Source organism: Pseudomonas sp. SDO5271_S396 (assembly GCF_054071795.1).
In genome coordinates, this window is sequence record NZ_JBSVWB010000018.1 from 37,706 (window position 1) to 57,308 (window position 19,603).

The window sequence follows — 19,603 nt, forward strand, 5'->3', positions numbered from 1 at the left end:
CTGAAAATTCTGGGGTGTTGGCTTTTTTCTTATGGTTGCGGGTCTATCGCCGTGGCTGCTTAGCTCGGTTTGTTGCCCGGGTTCTGCAGACGGAATTTTTCCTTGCGTTCAATCTGTACCACTTGAGCGTTGTGCACAGTGATTTCCACCGCGCCAAACCGCAGATCGCGCAACGCGCTCTGGATCTCACGCAAAATGGCTGCTTCGTCCTGGCCGTCGACGCTACGTAGAGATGCGCTCATGGTCTCGCTCCTGAAATGAATAGTGCCCGGCAGTGGCGGCACTGCTTGCGGCGTGAGGGCGATAGTAGATAAGCGCGGATATTCTTAAAAATACTATTTAAGAATGTTTATATAACTGGAAAGAATTTTCTGACGGGGCGTGGGGTTGCAAGGGTTTCAAGCATGAAAATACTGTTGTCAGGACGCTGCTGAACCCTGTGGGAGCCGGGCTTGCCCGCGATAGAGTTGTGTCAGGCCCCCAATATTTCGAATGCAAGACCGCCATCGCGGGCAAGCCCGGCTCCCACATTGACCGCGTTATGCCTGCCGAATTGCGGGGGCTCGCAGCCAATCAACGTCCCCTGCCGGCACCGGCCGACCAAACCAGTACCCCTGCCCCATGTCGCAGCCGTGGTCCAGCAGGAACAGTGCCTGCTCCCGCTGTTCGATGCCTTCGGCGTGCACCTGCATGCCCATGCTTTTGGCCAGGGCGATGACTACGCGCACGATGGCGGCATCGTCTTCATCCCACGGCAACCCGGCCACGAACCCCTGGTCGATCTTGAGTTTCTGCACCGGCAGGCGTTTGAGGCGCAACAAGGACGAATAGCCGGTGCCAAAGTCATCGATGGCCAGGCGCAAGCCCAGCTCGCGCAGGCGGTGCAGTTGCTCCAGCGCCACCTCGGGGTCATCCATTACCGCACTTTCGGTGACTTCCAGTTCCAGAAACGCAGGGTCCAGGCCGGTGTCATGCAGCACCTGCGCCACTTGCTCGTACAATTCGCGCCGAGCGAACAGGCGGCTGGAAACATTCACCGCGATAAAGCTCAACGACACACCCTCCGCCAGCCACCGGACCATCTGACGGCAGGCCTGGTCCATGACCCAGGCGTCGATATCGGCGATCAGCCCGGTACGTTCGGCGATGGGGATAAATTCGCCGGGCGGCACCAGCCCGCGTTCCGGGTGCTGCCAACGCACCAACGCTTCGACACCGATCAGACAGCTGCCCTCCAGGCCGTACACGGGCTGGTAATGAAGGCGCAGCTCATGCTGGTCGAGGGCGCGGCGCAGTTCACTGGCGATTTCCACGCGATGCTGGGCGTGGGCGGTAAGTTCTTCGGTGTACAGCGCGTAGCCTTCGCGACCGGCGCTCTTGGCTTTGAACAGCGCGGAGTCGGCGTTGCGCAACAATTGCTCGGCACTCAGGGCATCGCTGGGGAACAGGCTGATGCCAATGCTGGCGCTGATAAATAGCTGGTGGCCATCAAACACGAACGGCTGCTTCATCGCCTCCAGAATGCGCTGGGCCAGAGCCGCGGCTTGCGCCACCTGCGAACAGCTTTCCGCCAGCACGGCGAACTCATCACCCCCCAAACGCGCCAGGGTCATGCCGGGACCGAACAGGCCCTTGAGCCGCTCACCCACGACCTTGAGCAATTGGTCGCCGACGTTATGGCCCAGGCTGTCGTTGATGATCTTGAAATGGTCCAGGTCCAGCAGCAGCAGGGCACAACCGCGCTTGTGCACTTGCGCGGAAGCCAGTGCCTGCTCGGCGCGGTCGCTGAACAACAGACGGTTGGGCAAGTCAGTCAGTGGGTCGTGATGGGCCAGGCGAGCCAGTTCATGTTCGGAGTCCTTGATGGCGCTGATGTCGGAAAATACGGCGACGTAGTGGCTGATCTGCCCCTGATCGTCCCGGATCGCGCGAATGGTTTGCCACTGCGGGTAAATTTCGCCGCTTTTACGCCGGTTCCAGATCTCGCCGCTCCACTCGCCCTCGCGCGCGAGGGTCTGGAACATCTGCTGGTAAAAATGCGACGAATGGCGCCCGGATTTGAACAGGCTCGGCTGCTCGCCCATGACGTCTTCACGCCGATAGCCGGTGATCGCCATAAAGGCCCGGTTGACATGCACGATCAGGCCGTTGGCGTCCGTGACCAACACCCCTTCGCGGGTGCAGTCGAACACGGCGGCGGCCTGACGCAAACGCTCGCGGTTTTCCTTCAGGGGTTGCTGCAACCGAGTGGTCCGCGCAGAACGGGCGCAAATCAGGTAAATGAACGCAGCGCTCAAGACCACCCAGGCATAGCTGCTTACCTGCAGCCAGCGGTTCAGTTGAGCCGGGTCATCGAGAAACTTGATCAATACGTGATCAGTGAGCCCGATCCAGGCACTCGAAACCAGCAGGTATACCAGCCCCGCACACAGGGCACCTCGGTACGAAAACAGCATACGGTCAGTAATCCTTACCAAAAACACAGAATCGCCCTACAAAGGCTGCGGATTATAGATTAAGAAACATCCAGTCACTCCTATCTGAAACGTCGGCTGGTTTTCTGTGTGTGCTGAGTGATAATGCGTGCGTTGTTTTTCTTTATCTGAGGGCCATACAGCCTATGTGGTACAACGGTTTTCTTGACTTGTCGGCCTGGCAACTGGTGGCAGTCACTCTGTTGATGACCCACGTGACCATCGTTTCGGTCACGGTTTATCTGCATCGTTATTCGGCCCACCGCTCCCTGGAGCTCAACGGTGGCCTCAAACACGTCTTCCGCTTCTGGCTGTGGTTGACCACTGGCCAGAACACCCGCGAATGGACCGCCATCCATCGTAAACACCACGCCAAGTGCGAAACCATCGACGACCCGCACAGCCCGGTGATCAAGGGCCTCTCCACAGTCATGCGCAAGGGCGCCGAACTGTACCGCGCCGAGGCCGAGAACCCGGAAACCCTGCGCATCTACGGCAAGAACTGCCCCGAAGACTGGATCGAGCGCAAACTCTATACGCCCTACCCGCTGCTGGGCGTGGCGATCATGGGCGTGATCGACCTGCTGCTGTTCGGCACCATCGGCATCACCATCTGGGCCATCCAGATGATGTGGATTCCGTTCTGGGCCGCCGGCGTGATCAACGGCCTGGGGCATGCGTTCGGCTATCGCAATTTCGAATGCCGTGACGCGGCGACCAACCTGATCCCGTGGGGCATCATCGTTGGCGGCGAAGAGCTGCATAACAACCATCACACCTACCCCAACTCCGCCAAGCTGTCGGTGAAAAAATGGGAGTTCGACATGGGCTGGGCGTGGATCAAGGTGTTCAGTTTCCTGCGCCTGGCCAAGGTGCAGCGTGTGGCGCCGATTGCCCACCGCGTCGAAGGCAAGGGCCATCTGGACATGGACACCGCCATGGCGATTCTCAACAACCGCTTCCAGATCATGGCCCAGTACCGCAAGCTGGTGATCGGCCCGCTGGTCAAGCAGGAGCTGGAGAAAGTCGATCACTCGGTGCGCCACCAGTTCCATCGCGCCAAGCGCTTGCTGTCGCGGGAAACCAGCCTGCTGGATGACCGTCACCATGTGCGCATCCAGGGCATGCTGGAACACAGCCAGGCCCTGAAAGTAATCTACGAAAAGCGCCTGGCCCTGCAACAGATCTGGCTCAAGACCAGTGCCAACGGCCATGACATGCTGGCGGCCATCAAGGAATGGGTGCACGAAGCGGAGGCCAGCGGCATTCAGTCCCTGCGGGATTTTGCCCACCAATTGAAGACCTATTCGCTGCGCCCTGCGGCGGTCTGATACAGCTGTGCGGGCGTGCTTCGGCAAGTCCGCATACCCTCGAATTTTCCCTGTCTCCGCTTTCTGACGTCATTTCTTAGTCGGCCCGTCGACGGAACTTCACCGCGATTCCTCTCTCTCAAAGAACACTTCGCCATCATGGTGGCCCCTTGTAGCGACCGCTGTTCCATCCTGCGGCGCGCCCAGAGAGAGTTGTGCCGATGGTCCATGACACCCCCTATTCAGCCGAACCCCCTGCCGTGGGGCATCCTCGCCCGGCAGCGGCGGCCACCCTGCTGGCGCTGATGCATGCCCAGGGTGAAGTCGAGCGCCTGAGTGAGCGTGAGCAACTGCTGAGTTCGCTGCTGGTTAGTGTGAACGCCGTGCTCTGGGCCATCGATTGGGATACACGTCGCGTGCTATACGTCAGCCCGGCTTACGAGCGGGTGTTCGGACGCCCCGCCGGCCTGTTGCTGGCAGACCATCGCGAATGGCGCAACAGCATCCATCCCGAAGACCTCGACTACGCCGAGCACAGCCTGGCCCGCGTGCTGGAACAAGGCGCAGTGGAAGACCGCGAGTACCGCATCATCACTGCCAACGGACAGATCCGCTGGCTGAGCGACAAGTGCTACATCAACCAACAGGCCTCACCCGGTGAGCCGGTGATCGTGGTGGGCATGGCCGAGGACATCACCGAGAAAAAAGCCCTTGAGCTTGAGCTACAACGCCTGGCCACCACCGACGCGCTGACCCAGAGCAGTAACCGCCGCCATTTTTTCGAGTGCGCCAACCAGGCGTTCGATACCGCCTGCGCCCAGGGCGCGCCGTTGGCCTTCCTGCTGCTAGACATCGATGACTTCAAAGACATCAACGACTCCTACGGCCATCTGGAGGGCGACCAGGTGCTGCGACGCATCGCCGAGAGCGGTCGAGGGGTTTTGCGCCGTGGCGATCTGTTCGGGCGCATTGGCGGCGAAGAATTCGCCGCCGTACTGCCAGGCTGCGTGCCGGAAATGGCTTTGCAGGTAGCCGAACGCCTGGGCAGGGAGATTCAGGAACTGGGTTTCAGCTACGAAGGCCAGGCGTTCACCGTGACGGTCAGCCAGGGCCTGGCAAGCCTGCGTGAAGAGGACTCGACCCTGGACAGCCTGTTCGCACGGGCGGACGCCGCGATGTACGAAGCCAAGCGCCAGGGCAAGAACCGCGTCATAGCGGGCTGAAATCTGCCGCAAACCATAAACCATGTGGGAGCGGGCTTGCCCGCGAAAGCAGTGGCTGAGCGACACATGTATCGACTGACACGGCGCTTTCGCGGGCAAGCCCGCTCCCACATTTGGACGTTGTCGCTTTCTAGGCCTTGCGCACCCGCGTGAGCTCCGACAAGCCCACCTTGAGCAGTCGCGCCGTCTTGCCCGCCGCCAGCGCCTCCAGCCCCTCATGCTCGGTCAAACGCGCCATCTGCGCGGCCAGGTTCACCACCAGCGCATCCCGCGCATACACGCCGCCCTCCAGGGAATAGATCGCTGCGATCAACTGACGCAGCTCCAACGGCAGACGCCAACGCGCACGCAACGCTGAACCGTAGGCGGCGCCAAAGGTGTAGAGGGATTCGCCGATCGTTTCGTCATCCAGCGCCCCGCCGCCCTGGCGCCAGTCCTCCAGGCAACGCAGCAGCGCCAGGTCGCCCAGCCGATGCAGGATGCCGGCGCTGTAGCAGCGCTCGTGGTCCAGATCCAGCATGCGTGCCAGGCGCTGCGCGTAGTCGGCGGTGTCCTGGGACACCTGCCAGTGACGCTCGGCATAGGCCACCAGGGCCGGATCGCCCAAGACCACGTTGTGTTTCAGCGCCAGGCCGAGGATCAGGTTCATGCTTTGCCCGGCGGCGAGCTTGTGCAACGCCTGCGTCAGGGTCTGGACCGGTGTGCCGTGATGGCCGGCGCTGTTGGCGGCGGCAATCAGCACCGCGGTGATTTGCGGGTCCATGCGCACCTGGTCTTCGAGGCGCTTGAGGTCCAGGCCCTCGGCCCCCAGGCTGTGTTGCACGGCGGCTTTCACATCGACCCGCAACGGTGCGCCATCGGAGGCCTCGCGGCGGCGCTCGAGGAACACCGGCAGGGTTATGCCGGGCGCCAGCGGCGGCACTTCGCAATACACGGTCTCGCCTTCGTTGAGCAGCAGGTCTTGCAGCCGCTGGGTCAGGCCTTCCATGTTCAAGGGTTTGGTGAGATACGCCGTGGGCGCCAGGGGCAAGGCTTCGCGCACGCTGGCGCTGTCGTTGCGACTGCTCAACAGAATGAACGGCAGCGCGGGGGAGCGACGCTGCTGGCGCAGGGTGCGCAGCAGGTTCAGGCCATCGATGCCCGGCAGTTCCCAGTCCGCGAGGATCAGGTCGTAGGTCTTGGCTTTCAACAGCGTGGCCGCCTGGTGCCCATCGGCACACACATCCAGCCGCGCATCACAGCGCACATTCAACAACACTTGCTTGAGCAGATCCCGCGACCAAGGGTCCGCCTCGGCAATCAACACTCTGGGTACAGCCGGCAAATCAACAGCAGTCATCCTGCACGCTCCATCGGGCAATGCTTGCAACCTTAGACAATGCGGCTGGCTACGTACAATGAACAACGCTGGAAAGTGCTGCAGCGCCCATAAAAAAACCCGCCGAAGCGGGTTTTTCCGTCGATACACCAGCCCGCTTACAGCTCTGCGAAGCACTCTTCGATGATCGCCAGGCCTTTGTCCAGTTGCTCGTCCGGCGAGGTCAGCGGGACCAGCACGCGCAATACGTTGCCGTAGGTGCCGCAGCTCAGCAGGATCAGGCCCTTCTCACGCGCCTTGGCCACCACGGAGGCAACGGCCGCCGCGTTCGGCTTGTGGGTGTCGCCGTCGTCGAACAGCTCGACTGCGATCATTGCGCCCAGGGCACGCACTTCGCCGATGATCGGGTACTTGGCCTGGATGGCCTTGAGGCCAGTCACGAGACGCTCGCCAACCGCCTTGCAGCGGTCCAGCAGGTGCTCTTCTTCGAACACTTCCATCACCGCCAGCGCGGCTGCGCAAGCGATCGGGCTACCGGCATAGGTGCCGCCCAGGCCGCCCGGAGCAATGGCGTCCATGTACTCGGCCTTGCCGCACACACCGGCCAGCGGGAAGCCGCCTGCGATGGATTTGGCGAAGGTGGTCAGGTCGGCGGCAACGCCCATCTGTTCCATGGCGAAGAAGGTGCCGGTACGGCCCGCACCGGTTTGCACTTCGTCGGCGATCAGCAGGATGCCGTGCTTGTCGCACAGTTCGCGCAGGCGCTTCATGAAGGCTTTGGGCGCGACGTAGAAACCGCCTTCACCCTGCACCGGCTCGATGATGATGGCGGCGATGTCACGCGGCTCGGCATCGTTCTTGAAGATGCGTTCGATGCTGGCGATGGAGTCGTCGATGCTCACACCGTGCAGTTCGTTCGGGTACAGCGCGCGGAACACGCCGCCGGGCATCAGGCCCATGCCGGCCGAGTAAGGCACGACTTTACCGGTGAGGCCCAGGGTCATCATGGTGCGACCGTGATAAGCGCCGGTAAAGGCGATCACACCAGCACGGCCAGTGGCGGCGCGGGCGATCTTCACGGCGTTTTCAACGGCTTCGGAGCCGGTGGTGACCAGCAAGGTCTTCTTGGCGAAGTCGCCAGGGACCTTGGCGTTCACTTTTTCGCACAGTTCCACGTAAGGCTCGTAGGCCAGGACCTGGAAGCAAGTGTGGGTCAGCTTGTTCAGTTGCTCGGTCACGGCCGCGATGATTTTCGGGTGCACGTGGCCGGTGTTCAGCACCGCGATGCCGCCGGCGAAGTCGATGAACTCGCGACCTTCAACGTCGGTCACGGTGGCGTTCTTCGCGCTGTCGGCGAAGATCGGGTGAATTTGGCCAACACCGCGGGGTACAGCGGCTTCGCGGCGTTTCATCAGGGAAGCGTTGGTCTTGCTCATAAAGTCCTCATTCGCCACTCATCGGGTGGCGTTGCTCAAGGAATACGTGGCGGGGAGGCAACTACGGCAGCATGCGATGATCGACTGCCACAGCTTTCCCGGCCACTGCGAATAACGAACGTAAAACACGCAAAGGGTCAGCGCTCTCGTGCCCTTTGCGTTTACCGCCTGCTCCGCCGGACCTTAGATGCCCAGGCAGAGGTATTTGATTTCCAGGTAATCCTCGATCCCGTACTTGGAGCCTTCACGGCCCAGGCCCGAGGCCTTGATACCGCCGAACGGCGCCACTTCGTTGGAGATCAGCCCGGTGTTGACGCCGACCATACCGTATTCCAGGGCCTCGGCCACACGGAACACACGGCCCAGGTCGCGCGCATAGAAGTACGAGGCCAGACCGAATTCGGTGTCGTTGGACATGGCGATCACTTCGGCTTCGTCTTTGAAGCGAAACAGCGGCGCCAGCGGGCCGAACGTTTCTTCCTTGGCCACGGCGGCGTCTTTGGGTACGTCCACCAGGATAGTCGGTTCGAAGAAGTTGCCCTCGATGAGCTTGCCGCCGGTCAGCAGCTTGGCGCCCTTGTTCACCGCGTCGTTGATGTGCTCCTGGACCTTGGCCACGGCTTTTTCGTCGATCAGCGGGCCGGTGGTGGTGCCTTCTTCCAGACCGTTGCCGATCTTGAGCTTGGCCACCGCCACCTTGAGTTTTTCGGCGAATGCGTCGTACACCGAGTCCTGGATGTACAAACGGTTGGCGCAGACGCAGGTCTGGCCGTTGTTGCGGTACTTGGAGATGATCGCGCCTTCGACGGCCTTATCCAGATCGGCGTCGTCGAACACGATGAACGGCGCGTTGCCGCCCAGTTCCAGGGAGACTTTCTTGATGTCCTTGGCGCATTCGGCCATCAGCTGACGACCGATTTCGGTGGAGCCGGTGAAGGACAATTTGCGCACGGTCGGGTTGCTGGTCAGCTCGCCGCCGATGTCGCCGGCGCTGCCGGTGACCACGCTCAGCACGCCTTTCGGGATACCGGCACGGTGAGCCAGCTCAACCAGGGCCAGGGCCGAGAACGGGGTTTGCGAGGCCGGCTTGATGACCATGGTGCAACCGGCGGCCAGGGCCGGGCCGGCCTTGCGGGTGATCATCGCCGCAGGGAAGTTCCACGGGGTGATGGCGGCGGTCACGCCGATGGGCTGCTTGATCACGATCAGGCGCTTGTCGGGCTGATGGCCGGGGATCACGTCACCGTAGATGCGCTTGGCTTCTTCGGCGAACCATTCGATGAAGGAGGCGGCGTAAGCGATTTCGCCCTTGGCTTCGGCCAGCGGCTTGCCTTGTTCGAGGGTCATCAGGCGGCCGAGGTCGTCCTGGTTTTCGATCAGCAGTTCGAACCAGCGGCGCAGCTTGGTGGCGCGTTCTTTGGCAGTCAGCGCGCGCCAGGCCGGCAGGGCCTTGTCGGCGGCTTCGATGGCGCGGCGGGTTTCGGCAGCGCCCATCTTCGGCACGGTGCCGAGAATTTCGCCCGTGGCCGGGTTGTTGACCTTGATGGTCTGACCATTGTCTGCATCGACCCAAGCGCCATCGATAAAGGCTTGCTGGCGGAACAACTGGGTATCTTTGAGCTGCATGTCGGGTTTCCTTAACAGCACCGCGCGCACGCGGAGCGAATTAGAGTTGTTGAAAGGCGCCTTGTGGGCTGCCGTCAGGGAAATCAGCCCCAGCACGCGAAAGACGATAAATAGCGCGCGGGAGACAGAGCGTTTGAAATCTCAAACGAATCCTAGGATCAATGGGGGGGCAGGGCAATAGTCTGTTCGAAAAAAAGAACGAAAACGGCGCATTTGTCTGGTCTTTCGGATCAACGTACAAACGACAACACCCCCGGCGCCGGGTGGGCGACGGGGGTGTTGGGGGACCTGCGGGTTACGACTGGAACGATTTGAGGATGGTCAACAGGCTGGTCAGGTTGTCGGCCACGCCGCCTTGGGCGACTTTCTCGGTGGCGGCGGCACCGGCGGTGGTGTCGACGCTGTAGATCTGCATTACGCCCTGGTTGGTCGCGGCCTGGGCCAGGGTGTTTTGCTGTTGCTGGGCCGAAACCGCGTTCTGGAACAGAATCGCCGTGGCCTGGCCAAGGGACTGGTAGATCGTCCCCATGGCAATGGCCGGAGCTTCGGCGACCACTTTGACGTTGGATTGGGTGACTGCGTCGGTGATTTGCGGGCTGACTGTACTCATGGTTGGAACTCCTGGTTTTCGATAAAAGAACAACATCCGTCAACGCTCAGCCGATCAAGGCTGGAACGACTTCAGCACGGTCAACAGGCTGGTGAGGTTGTCCGAGACGCCGCCCTGGGCGACCTTCTCGGTAGCGGCGGCACCCGCGGTGGTGTCGACGCTGTAGATCTGCATCACGCCCTGGTTGGTCGCGGCCTGGGCCAGCGTGTTTTGTTGCTGCTGGGCCGAAACCGCGTTCTGGAACAGGATCGCCGTAGCCTGGGCCATCGACTGATAGATGGTGCTCATCGCCATGGCGGGCGATTCGGCCACTACCTTGACGTTGGTCTGGGTGACCGCGTCCGTGATTTGCTCGTTTACAGTTGCCATGATCAATTTCCTTATTTGGTACACGGAGCATTCCGTGTTCATCAATGAACGTAGCAGCCGGCGGGCTGTGAACAACGACCGCTCAACCGCCGTTGCCACTACCGCCCGGCTGGCCCAGCGCCGCCTCGATCTTTGCGATCAGCCCGTTGAGCTGCTCGTCGATCGCCGCCTTGACCTCCGTCTGGATCAACGTCTTCACATCAGTCGACACCCCCGGCGCTTGCGGTTGCGCTTGCTGTGCCTTGAGCCATTGCTGGATCAGGGCTTCGCGCTGCGCGGCGCTTTGTTTCAGTGCGTTTTCACTGGCCTTGGCCTGGTCCAGTACCTCATTGGCCCGCGTACGCTCCTGATCGATCAGTTGGCGAGTCTGCTCACGCGCCTGGTCGATAACCGCCTGTGTGGTACCGGAAATACCGTGCGGCTGGCTGCGCAGCAGGGCTTCCAGGACTTGGCGGTCGCCGGGGGAAAGCGGCAGGTTGAGGGCTTCGGCCAGGCGATAGATATCCGCCACGGGGTTTTGCTCGGGTTGGGCCATGTCGGTCTCCTGATCCATGGACGGGCCGCTAAAGCCGCACCTCGGCACTGTCCTGCCAAAAGCCGGCGAAGAAGAACTTGCCGTCGCCGTCGCAGAACGAAGCAAGATCCCAGGGCGTGGTCGCCGTCGGGCGAATGTCGAATACCGGCGGTGGCGGCGGTACCAGATTGGCGTCGGTGTACAGGTTGCCGACTTCGTAGGCATTGGCCACGAACTGCGAGCAGAACGACGAATTGCCGATGGACACCGATTCGTTGATCCGGGCTTGCAAGCCCGGCGAATAGCTGGAGCGGCGGAACAGCGACAGAAACGCCTTCCAGACGCTGTAGCTGCCCTTGATATCGGTGCCCACCACATCCCTGTTGAACTGCGCGGCAGCCGTGGCGGCACCTTCGGCCAGCAAGGCGTCGTCGCAGGAAAACACGATGGCGACCCGTGGCGGAGTCTCCGTGGAAAGGTCCGTCACCTGGATGCCGCTGCCGACACTCTCGATGACACGGTTCTCATCGATGGCGATCGCGGCGTGTACCACCGGGACGTTGGGTGAAGCCTCCGCGAACGCCTTGGCCTTGACGTATTGCCCGGCACGAATGAACGCACGGGGAACACTGGTGGATAACGGATCGGTCCCTTGTGCCACTGAAAAAACAATATCTCCAGGCTGCATGATGTCGCTCCTCAATAAAGAAAAGTTGCTTTCCGGTTGCTCTTGCACAGCGCCAGGCGGCCCTGGCGCTCGATGCTCATGGCCGTGAGGCGTGAACTCAGGCGGCGGGCGCCGCGCGATTGGCCAGGGTGCTGCTGTACTTGGCGATGCTCTGGTCGATCTTGTCGATGGCCACGCTTGCGGCCTCGGCCTCCATCGCCCCGGCAGCGGCGGCAACGGCAGCGGCTGCTCCCACCAGCAAGTCGGTGGCCAGTGCGCCCAAGGCGTCTTCGGCCGCCTGTACGGGCTTGTCGGCGACGATGTTTTTGGTCATCTGCTCCAGCAATACCGCCTGCGCGGCCAGGGCGATCTTGCTGACGCCGTCGAAGTAGCTCGCCGCCGACTGCGCCACAAGACCGGCGGCCTGGCTGATCATCATGTCGGCGGGCACGGCGATCTGGGACGGCGCGTAGGACGCGGTCTGGGCATTGGTAAATTGCACGGCCTGCACGATCTGGCTGTTGAGTGCATCCGTGCTGTCGGTGGGTGGCGTACTGGCCTGGGCCAGCACATGCTCGTTCATCCGCTCCATGATCGACGGCCGGGCGGGCGCCGCCGGGCTGGCCGCAGCGGTGGGAGCATCGTCGGCGGCGGGCGGAGTAGCGGGTTTCTTTTTACTGAACCACGACATGGTCTATCCCCCGGAATCAGCCCTTCTCGCCGATCTGCATGATCAGGCTGACGGCCTTGGAGATCACGGCGTTGGAAATCTGATTCATCGCCTGCTGACTGCTGACCGCGTTCTGCAACGACAGGCCGGCGGAGCTGCTGGCCACCTGGTACAGCGACGCAATGGCCTGGGCCGGCGCTTCCGCAACCACCTTGACGTTGGTTTGGGTGACCGCGTCGGTGATCTGGCTGTTGACCTCTGTCATACATCTCTCCTTGATGAAGTGCACCCGGACGTGGGCGTATTGAGTGGCGGCGTGGCGTGCTCATAGAACTTGAACGCCCCCCGCCGACCGTTGTGAATAAAGTTCAGCGCAAGGCAATCCGCAGCAATTGCACACGCTTGCGCACCAACGGCAGTTTCACCTGCAACTCAGCGGCGATTTGCGGGTAAGGCAGCTCATCCACAAAGCGCATTTCGAACAGGCGCTGCTGTGAAACCGGCAACTGCGCCAGGTGCGCCTCGATCTGCTCCAATCGCTCATAACGCTCCACGCGCTCCAGCACCGAGGCGCAGGGAGCCGCGAGTTCGGCCAAGTGATCGTGCTCAAGCACCACCGAATCATCGAACACCCGCCCTTCGCGCTTGCTGCGCCGCAAGCTGTCAAAGAACACGTGGTCGAGTACCAGAAACAGAAACCCCTGGGGATCACGGATACGCTCCGGCGAACGCCGAAAAAACAGCAGGGCCTTGATGGCCGTCGCCGACAGCCATTCCTGGCCCTGATCCTGGTTCCCCTTGGCCCGCCGCAAGGCCCGGCGCTTGAGTTCCCCCTGTACCGCACGCCAACTCGCTTCGAACAACTGGTCGTCGGCCACAGCTACTTTATTGAACGGAAAAGTCATCCCCATCACGCGCACTCCCTTGCATTTTTGATGAGGGGCCAGTCTGAGAGGATTCAACGAAGCAACGCTGTTACCTGGGGAACACAGCACGAACTAATTCAACGAAAACGCCTTGCGCCGCAGATGCTCGAGGTCATTGATCACCATCCGCTCCAGGTTGCCGCTGATCAGGCCACTGCGGCGCCACAGTTGCAGTTGCACGTTCAGCTTGGGGCGACTGGTGTTGAGCATGGACGCCAGCACCCCCTGGCTGGCCGGCAACGACACGCTGGGCATGGCCAGGGCCAGGTCGATGTCGTCCATGTTCGCCAACAGAAACCGTGCCAGCCGCGACTCCAGCCGATGCAGGCTGACCAACTCCAGCAGCTCGATGACTTGCAGCAGACGCATCATCATCAACATCAGCAGGCGCCGCAGAAACACCGGCTCCTCGAACAACGCAGCAAAATGGCGGCTGCCCAACTGCAACAACCGCGTCTGGCCGCTGGCAAAGGTCGATGACTCGCGCCCGTGCCCCTTGATCAAGGCAGTCTCCCCCACCACCTGCCCGGCACCGACGCTGCCGATAATCTGCTCCCGGCCATCGGGGCCCTGCATCACCGAATAAATCCGCCCCTCCACCACCAGCGCGATGAATTCGAGGGTGTCGTCCTTGAAATAGAGCATTTCACGATCATCCAGCGTGCGCTCCACCATATGGGTCGCGACGTGGTGCAACAGGTGTTCCGGCATACCCCGAAACAAATCGGAACGGGCCAGCAGGGTTTGTCGCAACGGGAGATCGAGCATCACGGTTCCTTTGGAATGCATGCGTTCACCTGGTCTGACGGGAAAATGCTGCGCGCACGGCGCAGAGAGGCGCTTTAAAGCCAACGGAGCAAAGCAAACAAAGGGACGTCCGGCCGGCGGACTTGTGAATGCAGGGAAAACGCCAGCATTGGCGACACAAAACACCAGCGTGGACGCCTTGAACCGACATGGGTATGATGTCGCCCGCACAAGCATCCGTAGCTCAGCTGGATAGAGTACTGCCCTCCGAAGGCAGGGGTCGTGGGTTCGAATCCCGCCGGGTGCACCAGATACACACAAAAACGCCCCAAGTCGAAAGACTTGGGGCGTTTTGTTTGCGTGTGGGTAACGCAGAGCCTCCCCGGCGGCATTCCCACACGGAGCGTGGGAATGATCAGCGCGCGGGGTCAGGGTTTGTGCAAGGCTTCCAGCAGTGCGGGCAAGTCTTCCTGCGGGAAGCGTTTGTACAACGCCAGCAGTTGCTCATCCGCCTGTCGGGCCTGGCCGGCTTCCCGCAGCCTCACAATCTCCTGCAACCCCTGCTCCAGCGAAGGCAGTATCGGTGGGGCGCGTTTGCTGGCTTTGGCGGCGGACTCGTCCGCCAGCGACCCCATGATCTGCGCCTGGGCCGGTGCTCTTTCGGCCTTGGGTGCGATGGCCAGCCGGGCGACCGGGGCGGGGGCGGACATTGGGGGTGGAGCGGGCCGGGCGACGTCTTCGCGCAGCGCGGAGAAGGTCGCGGTGGAGATTTCCGGTTGTGGCACGGGCGAGCGCATGACCACGCCGATCATCAGCGCCAGGCCGGCCACGGTGGCGAATGCCATTTGCCAGCGCGGGCGCTGACAGGCGTGCAGCCAGCGTTGCCACAGGCTGGGTTGCGGCGCCGGGGCTTCGCGGCGGGCGGTAGCCAGGATAAAGGCGTCGAGGGACGCGGGCGGCTCGCCGGTGCTGTGTTGACGGAAATGCTCGATCAGCAAGTCGTCGGCATCGGGGATGTGTCGGGAGTCGGTCATGCGGGTATCTCCTCGGCCAGCAGGCGGCGCAGTTTCTGCTGGGCGTAACGCAGGCGGCTTTTGACGGTTTCCAGCGGGGCGCCGGTGAGCGCCGCGATTTGCGGGACTTCAAGGTCGCCGTGCAAGCGCAACAGGAAGACTTCGCGCTGGTCCTCGGGCAAGTCCTGCAGCGCGGCCTCGAGCCGCGCCTGATCGCGGCTCAGGCTCAGTTGCTGTTCGGGGCCCGCCGTGTCGTCGGCCTGGGCGTGCAGGTGCTCATCGTAGCTGTCGTGCAGCGGGTTATGCACGCCATGCTTGCGCCAGTGATCGATCAGACGGTTGCGGGCAATCTGGAACAACCATGTGCGAAAACTCGCGCGCCCCTGTGGCTGAGTGCTGCTGCGGATCAGGCTGAGCCAGGTTTCCTGATACACCTCCTCCGCCAGTTCGGCCTTGTTGCTCAAGGACACCAGAAACCGGTACAGGCCCTGGCGATGCCGCGCATACAAGGCTTCGAACGCAGCACCGTCGCCGGTTCGGTAGCGGGCCAGCAACGCCTCGTCGCTGGGTGAAACGTCTGGAGCGAGCATATCGATGGCAAACTCCTTGTTCAGTGTGTGGCCGGTGTCTTGAGACTCTGCGCCAGCTCCACCAGTTGCACGAACTCATTGCGCAGCCCGAACGGGTCATCCCCACGGGCCGAGCGCGCCAGCGCGGCGGTGTCTTGCAAGGTCATGCTGCCAGTGTAGCGGCCATCCCCCTTGAGCTGCTGGGCAAACGCGGCCACCGCGGCAGAGAAACGCAAGTCGTCGCTGGCCCGGGCGACGGCATTGCCGATGGGGCGCTCGATCAAGCGACTGTCCCCGCCCGCCGCAGGTTTGTAGCGCACACGCAACAGGGCCAGCTCATTGACCTTGCTGTCCGCTGAAGGTGCCGTGGCATAACGCAGCGGCTCCAGCCAGCCCGGCTCGCCTTTCGGAACAATTTCGTACAGCGCCGTCACCGTATGGCCCGCGCCGATTTCACCGGCGTCGACCTTGTCGTTGTTGAAATCCTCACGCTTCAAGGCGCGGTTTTCATAGCCGAGCAAACGGTACTCGCTGACCTGGGCGGGGTTGAATTCCACCTGCAACTTTACATCCCGCGCCACCACCGCCAGGGTCGAACTCAACTGGTCCACCAGCACTTTGCGCGCCTCACGCAGGTTGTCGATGTAGGCGTAGTTGCCGTCCCCTGCGTCGGCCAGTTGCTCCATCAGGTGTTCGTTGTAGTTGTCCACGCCAAACCCGAGGGTGGTCAGGGAAACCCCGCTTTTGCGCTGCCGGGCGGCCATCTGCTTGAGGCTGTCGAAGTCGCTGACCCCCACGTTGAAGTCGCCGTCGGTGGCCAGCAGAATGCGGTTGATACCCTTGTCGATAAACCCTTCGCGCGCCATCTGATAGGCCAGTTCGATACCGGACGCACCCGCTGTGGAACCGCCGGCGGTCAGTTGATCGATGGCGTTGCGGATCACGGCCTTTTCGCGACCCGAGGTGGGTTTGAGCACTACCCGCGATTCGCCGGCATACACCACCAGCGACACGCGGTCCTGGTCGCGCAGTTGATCCACCAGCAATTTCAGGGTGCTTTTCACCAGCGGCAAGCCTTCGCGACGATCCATGGAGCCGGACACATCCACCAGGAACACCAGATTGGCCGGTGCCAGGTCGGCCACGGCACGGTCGGAAGCCTTGATGCCAATGCGCAGCAGCCGGGTGTGCGGGTTCCAGGGCGTGGCGGCGACTTCGGTGGTCACGCCAAAGGGCGAGCCGTCGGTGGGCAATGCGTAGTGGTAGGGAAAGTAGTTGACCATTTCCTCCAGTCGCACAGCACCGTCAGGCGGCAGGCTGCCTTGGTTGAGGAAGCGTCTGACGTTGGCGTAGCTGCCGGTGTCGACATCCACGCTGAAGGTCGACACCGGCGTTTCGGCAACGCGATGAACCGGGTTGTCCGGCAGGTTTTCGTATTGCTCGCGAGGTTCGCTGCGATAGTCCATCGCCACCGAGTCCTGCGCCATCAGGCGCGCGGTCATCGGTGCAGGCATCGCCGTGCGCTTGGCCAGTGCGCCTTGCACTGGCACGCTGCTGAGTTCGTAGAGAGGCGCGGCAGGGGCCGGTTCGGCGGGCTTGGCTACATCGCGGGAAGATGACAGCCCGCAACCGGTGAGCGCCACGAGCAAACTAACGGCAAAGCCCTGGACGGCAGGACGCAGGAAGAGCAAGGAACGGGACATGGGCTGAACCTCGTGAATGAAGAGTCTGTTCATGGGTTCAGACGGAGGACGCTAAGACGGCGGGTTAACCGCGTGGATTTTTTCTGGTCAATGTCCGAGAAAAGCTCAGGCACTGTCGGACAGAAGAAAGAACCTTTCAAAACATAAGCAAGCCCATATTTCATGAGCGCCTGGCACTACCGCTCAATACACAGCCGTTGGAGGAAGCGGCCACACGATGAACATTCCAGCGTCACATCAAAAAATTTCCACACCCTGCCGGTTTTTGCCTGAAAAACCTTTGTCGTTGCAGGCCCGAAGCTCGGGATGCCAGCCTTTCAACCCTGCAAACGGAGCTTGCCTGCACGACACCAACACAAGGAATGCCACGCTAAAAACAAAAGGACAATCCTCGTATGTTCATACCCTTTCGGGCCTTCACGCCGTTTCTGCCCATCCTGCAACCCTTCATCCGACCGTTTATCAGCCATCCGGTCTTCCGGCCCTTTATTCAGCCGTTTATCAGTCCCCCCTTTGTTCGCCCGCTCGTTCAACCTACAGCCGAGCGATTTAAAAGGGACATCAGTGCCGATCAACCGGCAGAGCGCAACTGGGACGGCCGAGACATCACCCTGCGCCCCGACGACCCGCACATCACCAAAGCCAACCGCAGGTCCTTCGATGAAGAGGGCGCAATCAGGCAGCTCTCGCCGTCACGCACCAAATGGCAGGACCACAATGGTGACGGCAAAACGAGCATTGCTTACTCGTTCCGCAACGGCGGTTTCAACCCTGAACAGCAACGGCAGGCACGCCTGACGATGCAGTCATGGGCGGACGTGGCCAACCTTGAATTCAGTGAAGGGAATGGGCGCGGTGAAGGCCGTCTGTCATTCGGTATTTCCAGAGGGGTGCGTTCTGCCCACGGATATGGGCCGACCGGCTCCAATCCAGGCGCTACCGTCTACAACCCCGACCGCGTCACCCGCCACGACATGGCCCATGAAATCGGCCATTCCCTGGGCCTGGCTCACCCGGGACACTACGACGGTTGGGCTAACGATAACGCCCGCGTCTACGCCCAGGACTCCGTCGCCCATACCGTCATGAGTTATTTCGACGCTGAAGCCAGCGGAAAACAATGCGGACGGGGCTGGTCAAAACCGGCGGCGCCCATGATGGACGACATCGCCGCCATCCAGCGGCTGTACGGCATCAACAAGCAAACCCGCAACGGCGACACCACTTACGGCTTCAATTCCAATACCGAGCGCGACTTTCTCTCGCTCAAAAGCCACCAGGACCGGGCATTCTTTTGCGTGTGGGACGGCGGCGGCAACGACACCCTGGACTTCTCCGGCTACCACGCCAACCAGACCATCAACCTGAGGGCCGGCTCGTTCTCCGACGTGGGCGGGCTTGAAGGGAATGTATCCATCGCCAGGGGCGTGACGCTGGAAAACGCAATCGGCGGCAAAGGCAACGACGCGCTGATCGGCAATGAAGCGAATAACCGGCTAACGGGCGGTGGCGGCGCCGATCGATTACGCGGCGGCGGCGGCGCCGACACCTTCATCTATGAACAGGCCAGCGACTCGACGCCCGACAAGCCCGACACCCTCATGGACTTCACCAGCGGCACCGACAAGATCGATGTGTCGGGCGCGATGCAGCGCGCCAATACGTCCACCCTCACCTTCACTCAAGCACTGAGCGGCAAGGCCGGTGAAAGTGTGCTGGCCTTTGACGCAAGTACCGGGCGCGGCAGCCTGTCCATCGACCTCACCGGAAACGGCCAGGCCGACCTGCTGATCCACACCCACGGGGAGGTGAAGGCCGAGGATATCATCCAGGCCAAACCCGCCTACATGCGGCCTCAAAGCAGCTATCGATTGAAACGCCACTGGTGGGCCTGAAAGGCTGACCCGCTTTTCGACGGTCAGGGCTGGGGGCGCAAGCCCGCCTTAGCTGGCATCCTTGTTGCGATCCGGGCCTGGGACCAGGGTCAAACCGGGTTTCTCCACGTCGCGGGACACATGGGATTTCACCTCCGCCACGCCGCCCTCCTCGTCGTTGTGGATGACCAGCACACCCGGGCGGCGCAGTTGTTCAAGGTCGCCCTCACCCAGGCTGAAGCTTTCACTCAGGTGCTTGTCGCTGAGCGCCTTGGCCTCGGCACGCCGCTGGGCGAACTTGCGTCCCCGGCGTTGCTGGTAGCGTGCCCAGCTCACCAGGATCACGGCGTTGAGCAGCGCGATCCACAGGTACACCTGCAGGGTATTGAGCGCGGCGAAGATCGGCGCTTCGATGCGCGGGCCACCATGGGTTTCCAGCATCGAACCGATCCCGCGTACCAGCAGCCAGATGAGCCCGGCCCAGGCCATCAGGGTCAACAGCACGTCGATGAGCCACATCACCTTACGTTGGCGAGTTCTGACCAGTTTCATGA

20 protein-coding genes and 1 tRNA gene are annotated in these 19,603 nt (G+C 61.9%); 4 read left to right on the plus strand and 17 right to left on the minus strand.

Translation table 11 applies throughout. The features are described from left to right. Positions 1-59: 59 nt before the first annotated feature. Together oscA and dibA are read right to left on the minus strand one after the other, a co-directional pair. Entirely contained in the window at positions 60-242 is a 183-nt protein-coding gene (gene oscA / locus ACW9IN_RS14530; protein WP_003170956.1) for a sulfur starvation response protein OscA, read from the minus strand. A gap of 297 nt (positions 243-539) precedes the next feature. After that, positions 540-2,456, minus strand: a complete 1,917-nt coding sequence (dibA, locus tag ACW9IN_RS14535) for a phosphodiesterase DibA (protein WP_457366536.1) — start codon at positions 2,454-2,456, stop codon at positions 540-542. Positions 2,457-2,620: 164 nt separating this feature from the next. Between dibA and desA the strand changes: the two genes are divergently transcribed. Further along, positions 2,621-3,805, plus strand: coding sequence for a delta-9 fatty acid desaturase DesA (gene desA, locus ACW9IN_RS14540; RefSeq protein ID WP_457366537.1), 1,185 nt, complete (start codon positions 2,621-2,623; stop codon positions 3,803-3,805). Positions 3,806-4,005: 200 nt separating this feature from the next. Next, a complete protein-coding gene (locus ACW9IN_RS14545; RefSeq protein WP_457366538.1) occupies positions 4,006-5,007 on the plus strand; it encodes a GGDEF domain-containing protein in 1,002 nt (333 codons plus the stop codon). A 130-nt stretch (positions 5,008-5,137) separates the two neighbouring features. On the opposite strand, the gene ACW9IN_RS14550 is transcribed toward ACW9IN_RS14545, so the two are convergent. From ACW9IN_RS14550 to ACW9IN_RS14600, 11 genes are all read right to left on the minus strand, one after another. Beyond that, positions 5,138-6,346, minus strand: coding sequence for an HDOD domain-containing protein (locus ACW9IN_RS14550; RefSeq protein ID WP_457366539.1), 1,209 nt, complete (start codon positions 6,344-6,346; stop codon positions 5,138-5,140). 137 nt (positions 6,347-6,483) lie between these two features. Then, on the minus strand, positions 6,484-7,761 hold the full coding sequence (gene gabT, locus ACW9IN_RS14555) for a 4-aminobutyrate--2-oxoglutarate transaminase (protein WP_457366540.1): 1,278 nt from the start codon (positions 7,759-7,761) through the stop codon (positions 6,484-6,486). A 183-nt stretch (positions 7,762-7,944) separates the two neighbouring features. Next, positions 7,945-9,387, minus strand: a complete 1,443-nt coding sequence (gene gabD, locus ACW9IN_RS14560) for an NADP-dependent succinate-semialdehyde dehydrogenase (RefSeq protein WP_457366541.1) — start codon at positions 9,385-9,387, stop codon at positions 7,945-7,947. A gap of 295 nt (positions 9,388-9,682) precedes the next feature. Then, entirely contained in the window at positions 9,683-9,997 is a 315-nt protein-coding gene (locus ACW9IN_RS14565) for a RebB family R body protein (RefSeq protein ID WP_457366542.1), read from the minus strand. A gap of 54 nt (positions 9,998-10,051) precedes the next feature. After that, positions 10,052-10,366 (minus strand): RebB family R body protein, encoded by a 315-nt coding sequence (locus tag ACW9IN_RS14570; protein WP_457366543.1) that lies wholly within the window; start codon positions 10,364-10,366, stop codon positions 10,052-10,054. Positions 10,367-10,448: 82 nt separating this feature from the next. Beyond that, the gene (locus tag ACW9IN_RS14575; RefSeq protein ID WP_457366544.1) at positions 10,449-10,901 is read right to left on the minus strand and encodes a hypothetical protein; all 453 of its coding nucleotides are present in this window, start codon (positions 10,899-10,901) and stop codon (positions 10,449-10,451) included. A gap of 28 nt (positions 10,902-10,929) precedes the next feature. Beyond that, the gene (locus ACW9IN_RS14580) at positions 10,930-11,568 is read right to left on the minus strand and encodes a hypothetical protein (protein ID WP_457366545.1); all 639 of its coding nucleotides are present in this window, start codon (positions 11,566-11,568) and stop codon (positions 10,930-10,932) included. 97 nt (positions 11,569-11,665) lie between these two features. After that, entirely contained in the window at positions 11,666-12,238 is a 573-nt protein-coding gene (locus tag ACW9IN_RS14585; protein WP_457366546.1) for a hypothetical protein, read from the minus strand. A gap of 16 nt (positions 12,239-12,254) precedes the next feature. Further along, positions 12,255-12,482, minus strand: a complete 228-nt coding sequence (locus tag ACW9IN_RS14590) for a RebB family R body protein (protein ID WP_457366547.1) — start codon at positions 12,480-12,482, stop codon at positions 12,255-12,257. Between the two features lie 103 nt (positions 12,483-12,585). Then, positions 12,586-13,128 carry an RNA polymerase sigma factor gene (locus ACW9IN_RS14595; protein WP_457366548.1) on the minus strand — a complete coding sequence of 181 codons (543 nt, stop codon included), beginning with the start codon at positions 13,126-13,128 and terminating at the stop codon, positions 12,586-12,588. Positions 13,129-13,215: 87 nt separating this feature from the next. Continuing rightward, on the minus strand, positions 13,216-13,932 hold the full coding sequence (locus ACW9IN_RS14600) for a Crp/Fnr family transcriptional regulator (RefSeq protein ID WP_457366549.1): 717 nt from the start codon (positions 13,930-13,932) through the stop codon (positions 13,216-13,218). Between the two features lie 191 nt (positions 13,933-14,123). On the opposite strand from ACW9IN_RS14600, the gene ACW9IN_RS14605 reads away from it, so the two are divergent. Then, positions 14,124-14,200, plus strand: a tRNA-Arg gene (locus ACW9IN_RS14605). A 118-nt stretch (positions 14,201-14,318) separates the two neighbouring features. Here the strand turns inward: ACW9IN_RS14605 and ACW9IN_RS14610 are convergent. Genes ACW9IN_RS14610 through ACW9IN_RS14620 form a run of 3 tightly spaced genes read right to left on the minus strand, consistent with a single transcriptional unit; the run spans position 14,319 to position 17,175 of the window. Then, the gene (locus ACW9IN_RS14610; protein WP_457366550.1) at positions 14,319-14,924 is read right to left on the minus strand and encodes a hypothetical protein; all 606 of its coding nucleotides are present in this window, start codon (positions 14,922-14,924) and stop codon (positions 14,319-14,321) included. After that, positions 14,921-15,493 carry an RNA polymerase sigma factor gene (locus tag ACW9IN_RS14615; protein WP_457366551.1) on the minus strand — a complete coding sequence of 191 codons (573 nt, stop codon included), beginning with the start codon at positions 15,491-15,493 and terminating at the stop codon, positions 14,921-14,923. The genes ACW9IN_RS14610 and ACW9IN_RS14615 overlap by 4 nt, the downstream gene beginning before the upstream one ends. 20 nt (positions 15,494-15,513) lie before the next feature. Beyond that, the gene (locus ACW9IN_RS14620; RefSeq protein WP_457366552.1) at positions 15,514-17,175 is read right to left on the minus strand and encodes a vWA domain-containing protein; all 1,662 of its coding nucleotides are present in this window, start codon (positions 17,173-17,175) and stop codon (positions 15,514-15,516) included. Between the two features lie 395 nt (positions 17,176-17,570). Between ACW9IN_RS14620 and ACW9IN_RS14625 the strand changes: the two genes are divergently transcribed. Beyond that, positions 17,571-19,070 (plus strand): M10 family metallopeptidase C-terminal domain-containing protein, encoded by a 1,500-nt coding sequence (locus ACW9IN_RS14625; RefSeq protein WP_457366553.1) that lies wholly within the window; start codon positions 17,571-17,573, stop codon positions 19,068-19,070. 48 nt (positions 19,071-19,118) lie between these two features. Here the strand turns inward: ACW9IN_RS14625 and pgaD are convergent, their stop codons facing one another. After that, entirely contained in the window at positions 19,119-19,601 is a 483-nt protein-coding gene (pgaD, locus tag ACW9IN_RS14630; RefSeq protein ID WP_457366554.1) for a poly-beta-1,6-N-acetyl-D-glucosamine biosynthesis protein PgaD, read from the minus strand. Between the last annotated feature and the right edge of the window lie 2 nt (positions 19,602-19,603).

What these genes read in the sequence shown, in the direction of transcription:
- oscA (WP_003170956.1), bottom strand. Translation starts at nt 242, where the DNA reads ATGAGCGCATCTCTACGTAGCGTCGACGGCCAGGACGAAGCAGCCATT.
- dibA (WP_457366536.1), bottom strand. Translation starts at nt 2,456, where the DNA reads ATGCTGTTTTCGTACCGAGGTGCCCTGTGTGCGGGGCTGGTATACCTG.
- desA (WP_457366537.1), top strand. Translation starts at nt 2,621, where the DNA reads ATGTGGTACAACGGTTTTCTTGACTTGTCGGCCTGGCAACTGGTGGCA.
- ACW9IN_RS14545 (WP_457366538.1), top strand. Translation starts at nt 4,006, where the DNA reads ATGGTCCATGACACCCCCTATTCAGCCGAACCCCCTGCCGTGGGGCAT.
- ACW9IN_RS14550 (WP_457366539.1), bottom strand. Translation starts at nt 6,346, where the DNA reads ATGACTGCTGTTGATTTGCCGGCTGTACCCAGAGTGTTGATTGCCGAG.
- gabT (WP_457366540.1), bottom strand. Translation starts at nt 7,761, where the DNA reads ATGAGCAAGACCAACGCTTCCCTGATGAAACGCCGCGAAGCCGCTGTA.
- gabD (WP_457366541.1), bottom strand. Translation starts at nt 9,387, where the DNA reads ATGCAGCTCAAAGATACCCAGTTGTTCCGCCAGCAAGCCTTTATCGAT.
- ACW9IN_RS14565 (WP_457366542.1), bottom strand. Translation starts at nt 9,997, where the DNA reads ATGAGTACAGTCAGCCCGCAAATCACCGACGCAGTCACCCAATCCAAC.
- ACW9IN_RS14570 (WP_457366543.1), bottom strand. Translation starts at nt 10,366, where the DNA reads ATGGCAACTGTAAACGAGCAAATCACGGACGCGGTCACCCAGACCAAC.
- ACW9IN_RS14575 (WP_457366544.1), bottom strand. Translation starts at nt 10,901, where the DNA reads ATGGCCCAACCCGAGCAAAACCCCGTGGCGGATATCTATCGCCTGGCC.
- ACW9IN_RS14580 (WP_457366545.1), bottom strand. Translation starts at nt 11,568, where the DNA reads ATGCAGCCTGGAGATATTGTTTTTTCAGTGGCACAAGGGACCGATCCG.
- ACW9IN_RS14585 (WP_457366546.1), bottom strand. Translation starts at nt 12,238, where the DNA reads ATGTCGTGGTTCAGTAAAAAGAAACCCGCTACTCCGCCCGCCGCCGAC.
- ACW9IN_RS14590 (WP_457366547.1), bottom strand. Translation starts at nt 12,482, where the DNA reads ATGACAGAGGTCAACAGCCAGATCACCGACGCGGTCACCCAAACCAAC.
- ACW9IN_RS14595 (WP_457366548.1), bottom strand. Translation starts at nt 13,128, where the DNA reads ATGGGGATGACTTTTCCGTTCAATAAAGTAGCTGTGGCCGACGACCAG.
- ACW9IN_RS14600 (WP_457366549.1), bottom strand. Translation starts at nt 13,932, where the DNA reads ATGCATTCCAAAGGAACCGTGATGCTCGATCTCCCGTTGCGACAAACC.
- ACW9IN_RS14610 (WP_457366550.1), bottom strand. Translation starts at nt 14,924, where the DNA reads ATGACCGACTCCCGACACATCCCCGATGCCGACGACTTGCTGATCGAG.
- ACW9IN_RS14615 (WP_457366551.1), bottom strand. Translation starts at nt 15,493, where the DNA reads ATGCTCGCTCCAGACGTTTCACCCAGCGACGAGGCGTTGCTGGCCCGC.
- ACW9IN_RS14620 (WP_457366552.1), bottom strand. Translation starts at nt 17,175, where the DNA reads ATGTCCCGTTCCTTGCTCTTCCTGCGTCCTGCCGTCCAGGGCTTTGCC.
- ACW9IN_RS14625 (WP_457366553.1), top strand. Translation starts at nt 17,571, where the DNA reads ATGTTCATACCCTTTCGGGCCTTCACGCCGTTTCTGCCCATCCTGCAA.
- pgaD (WP_457366554.1), bottom strand. Translation starts at nt 19,601, where the DNA reads ATGAAACTGGTCAGAACTCGCCAACGTAAGGTGATGTGGCTCATCGAC.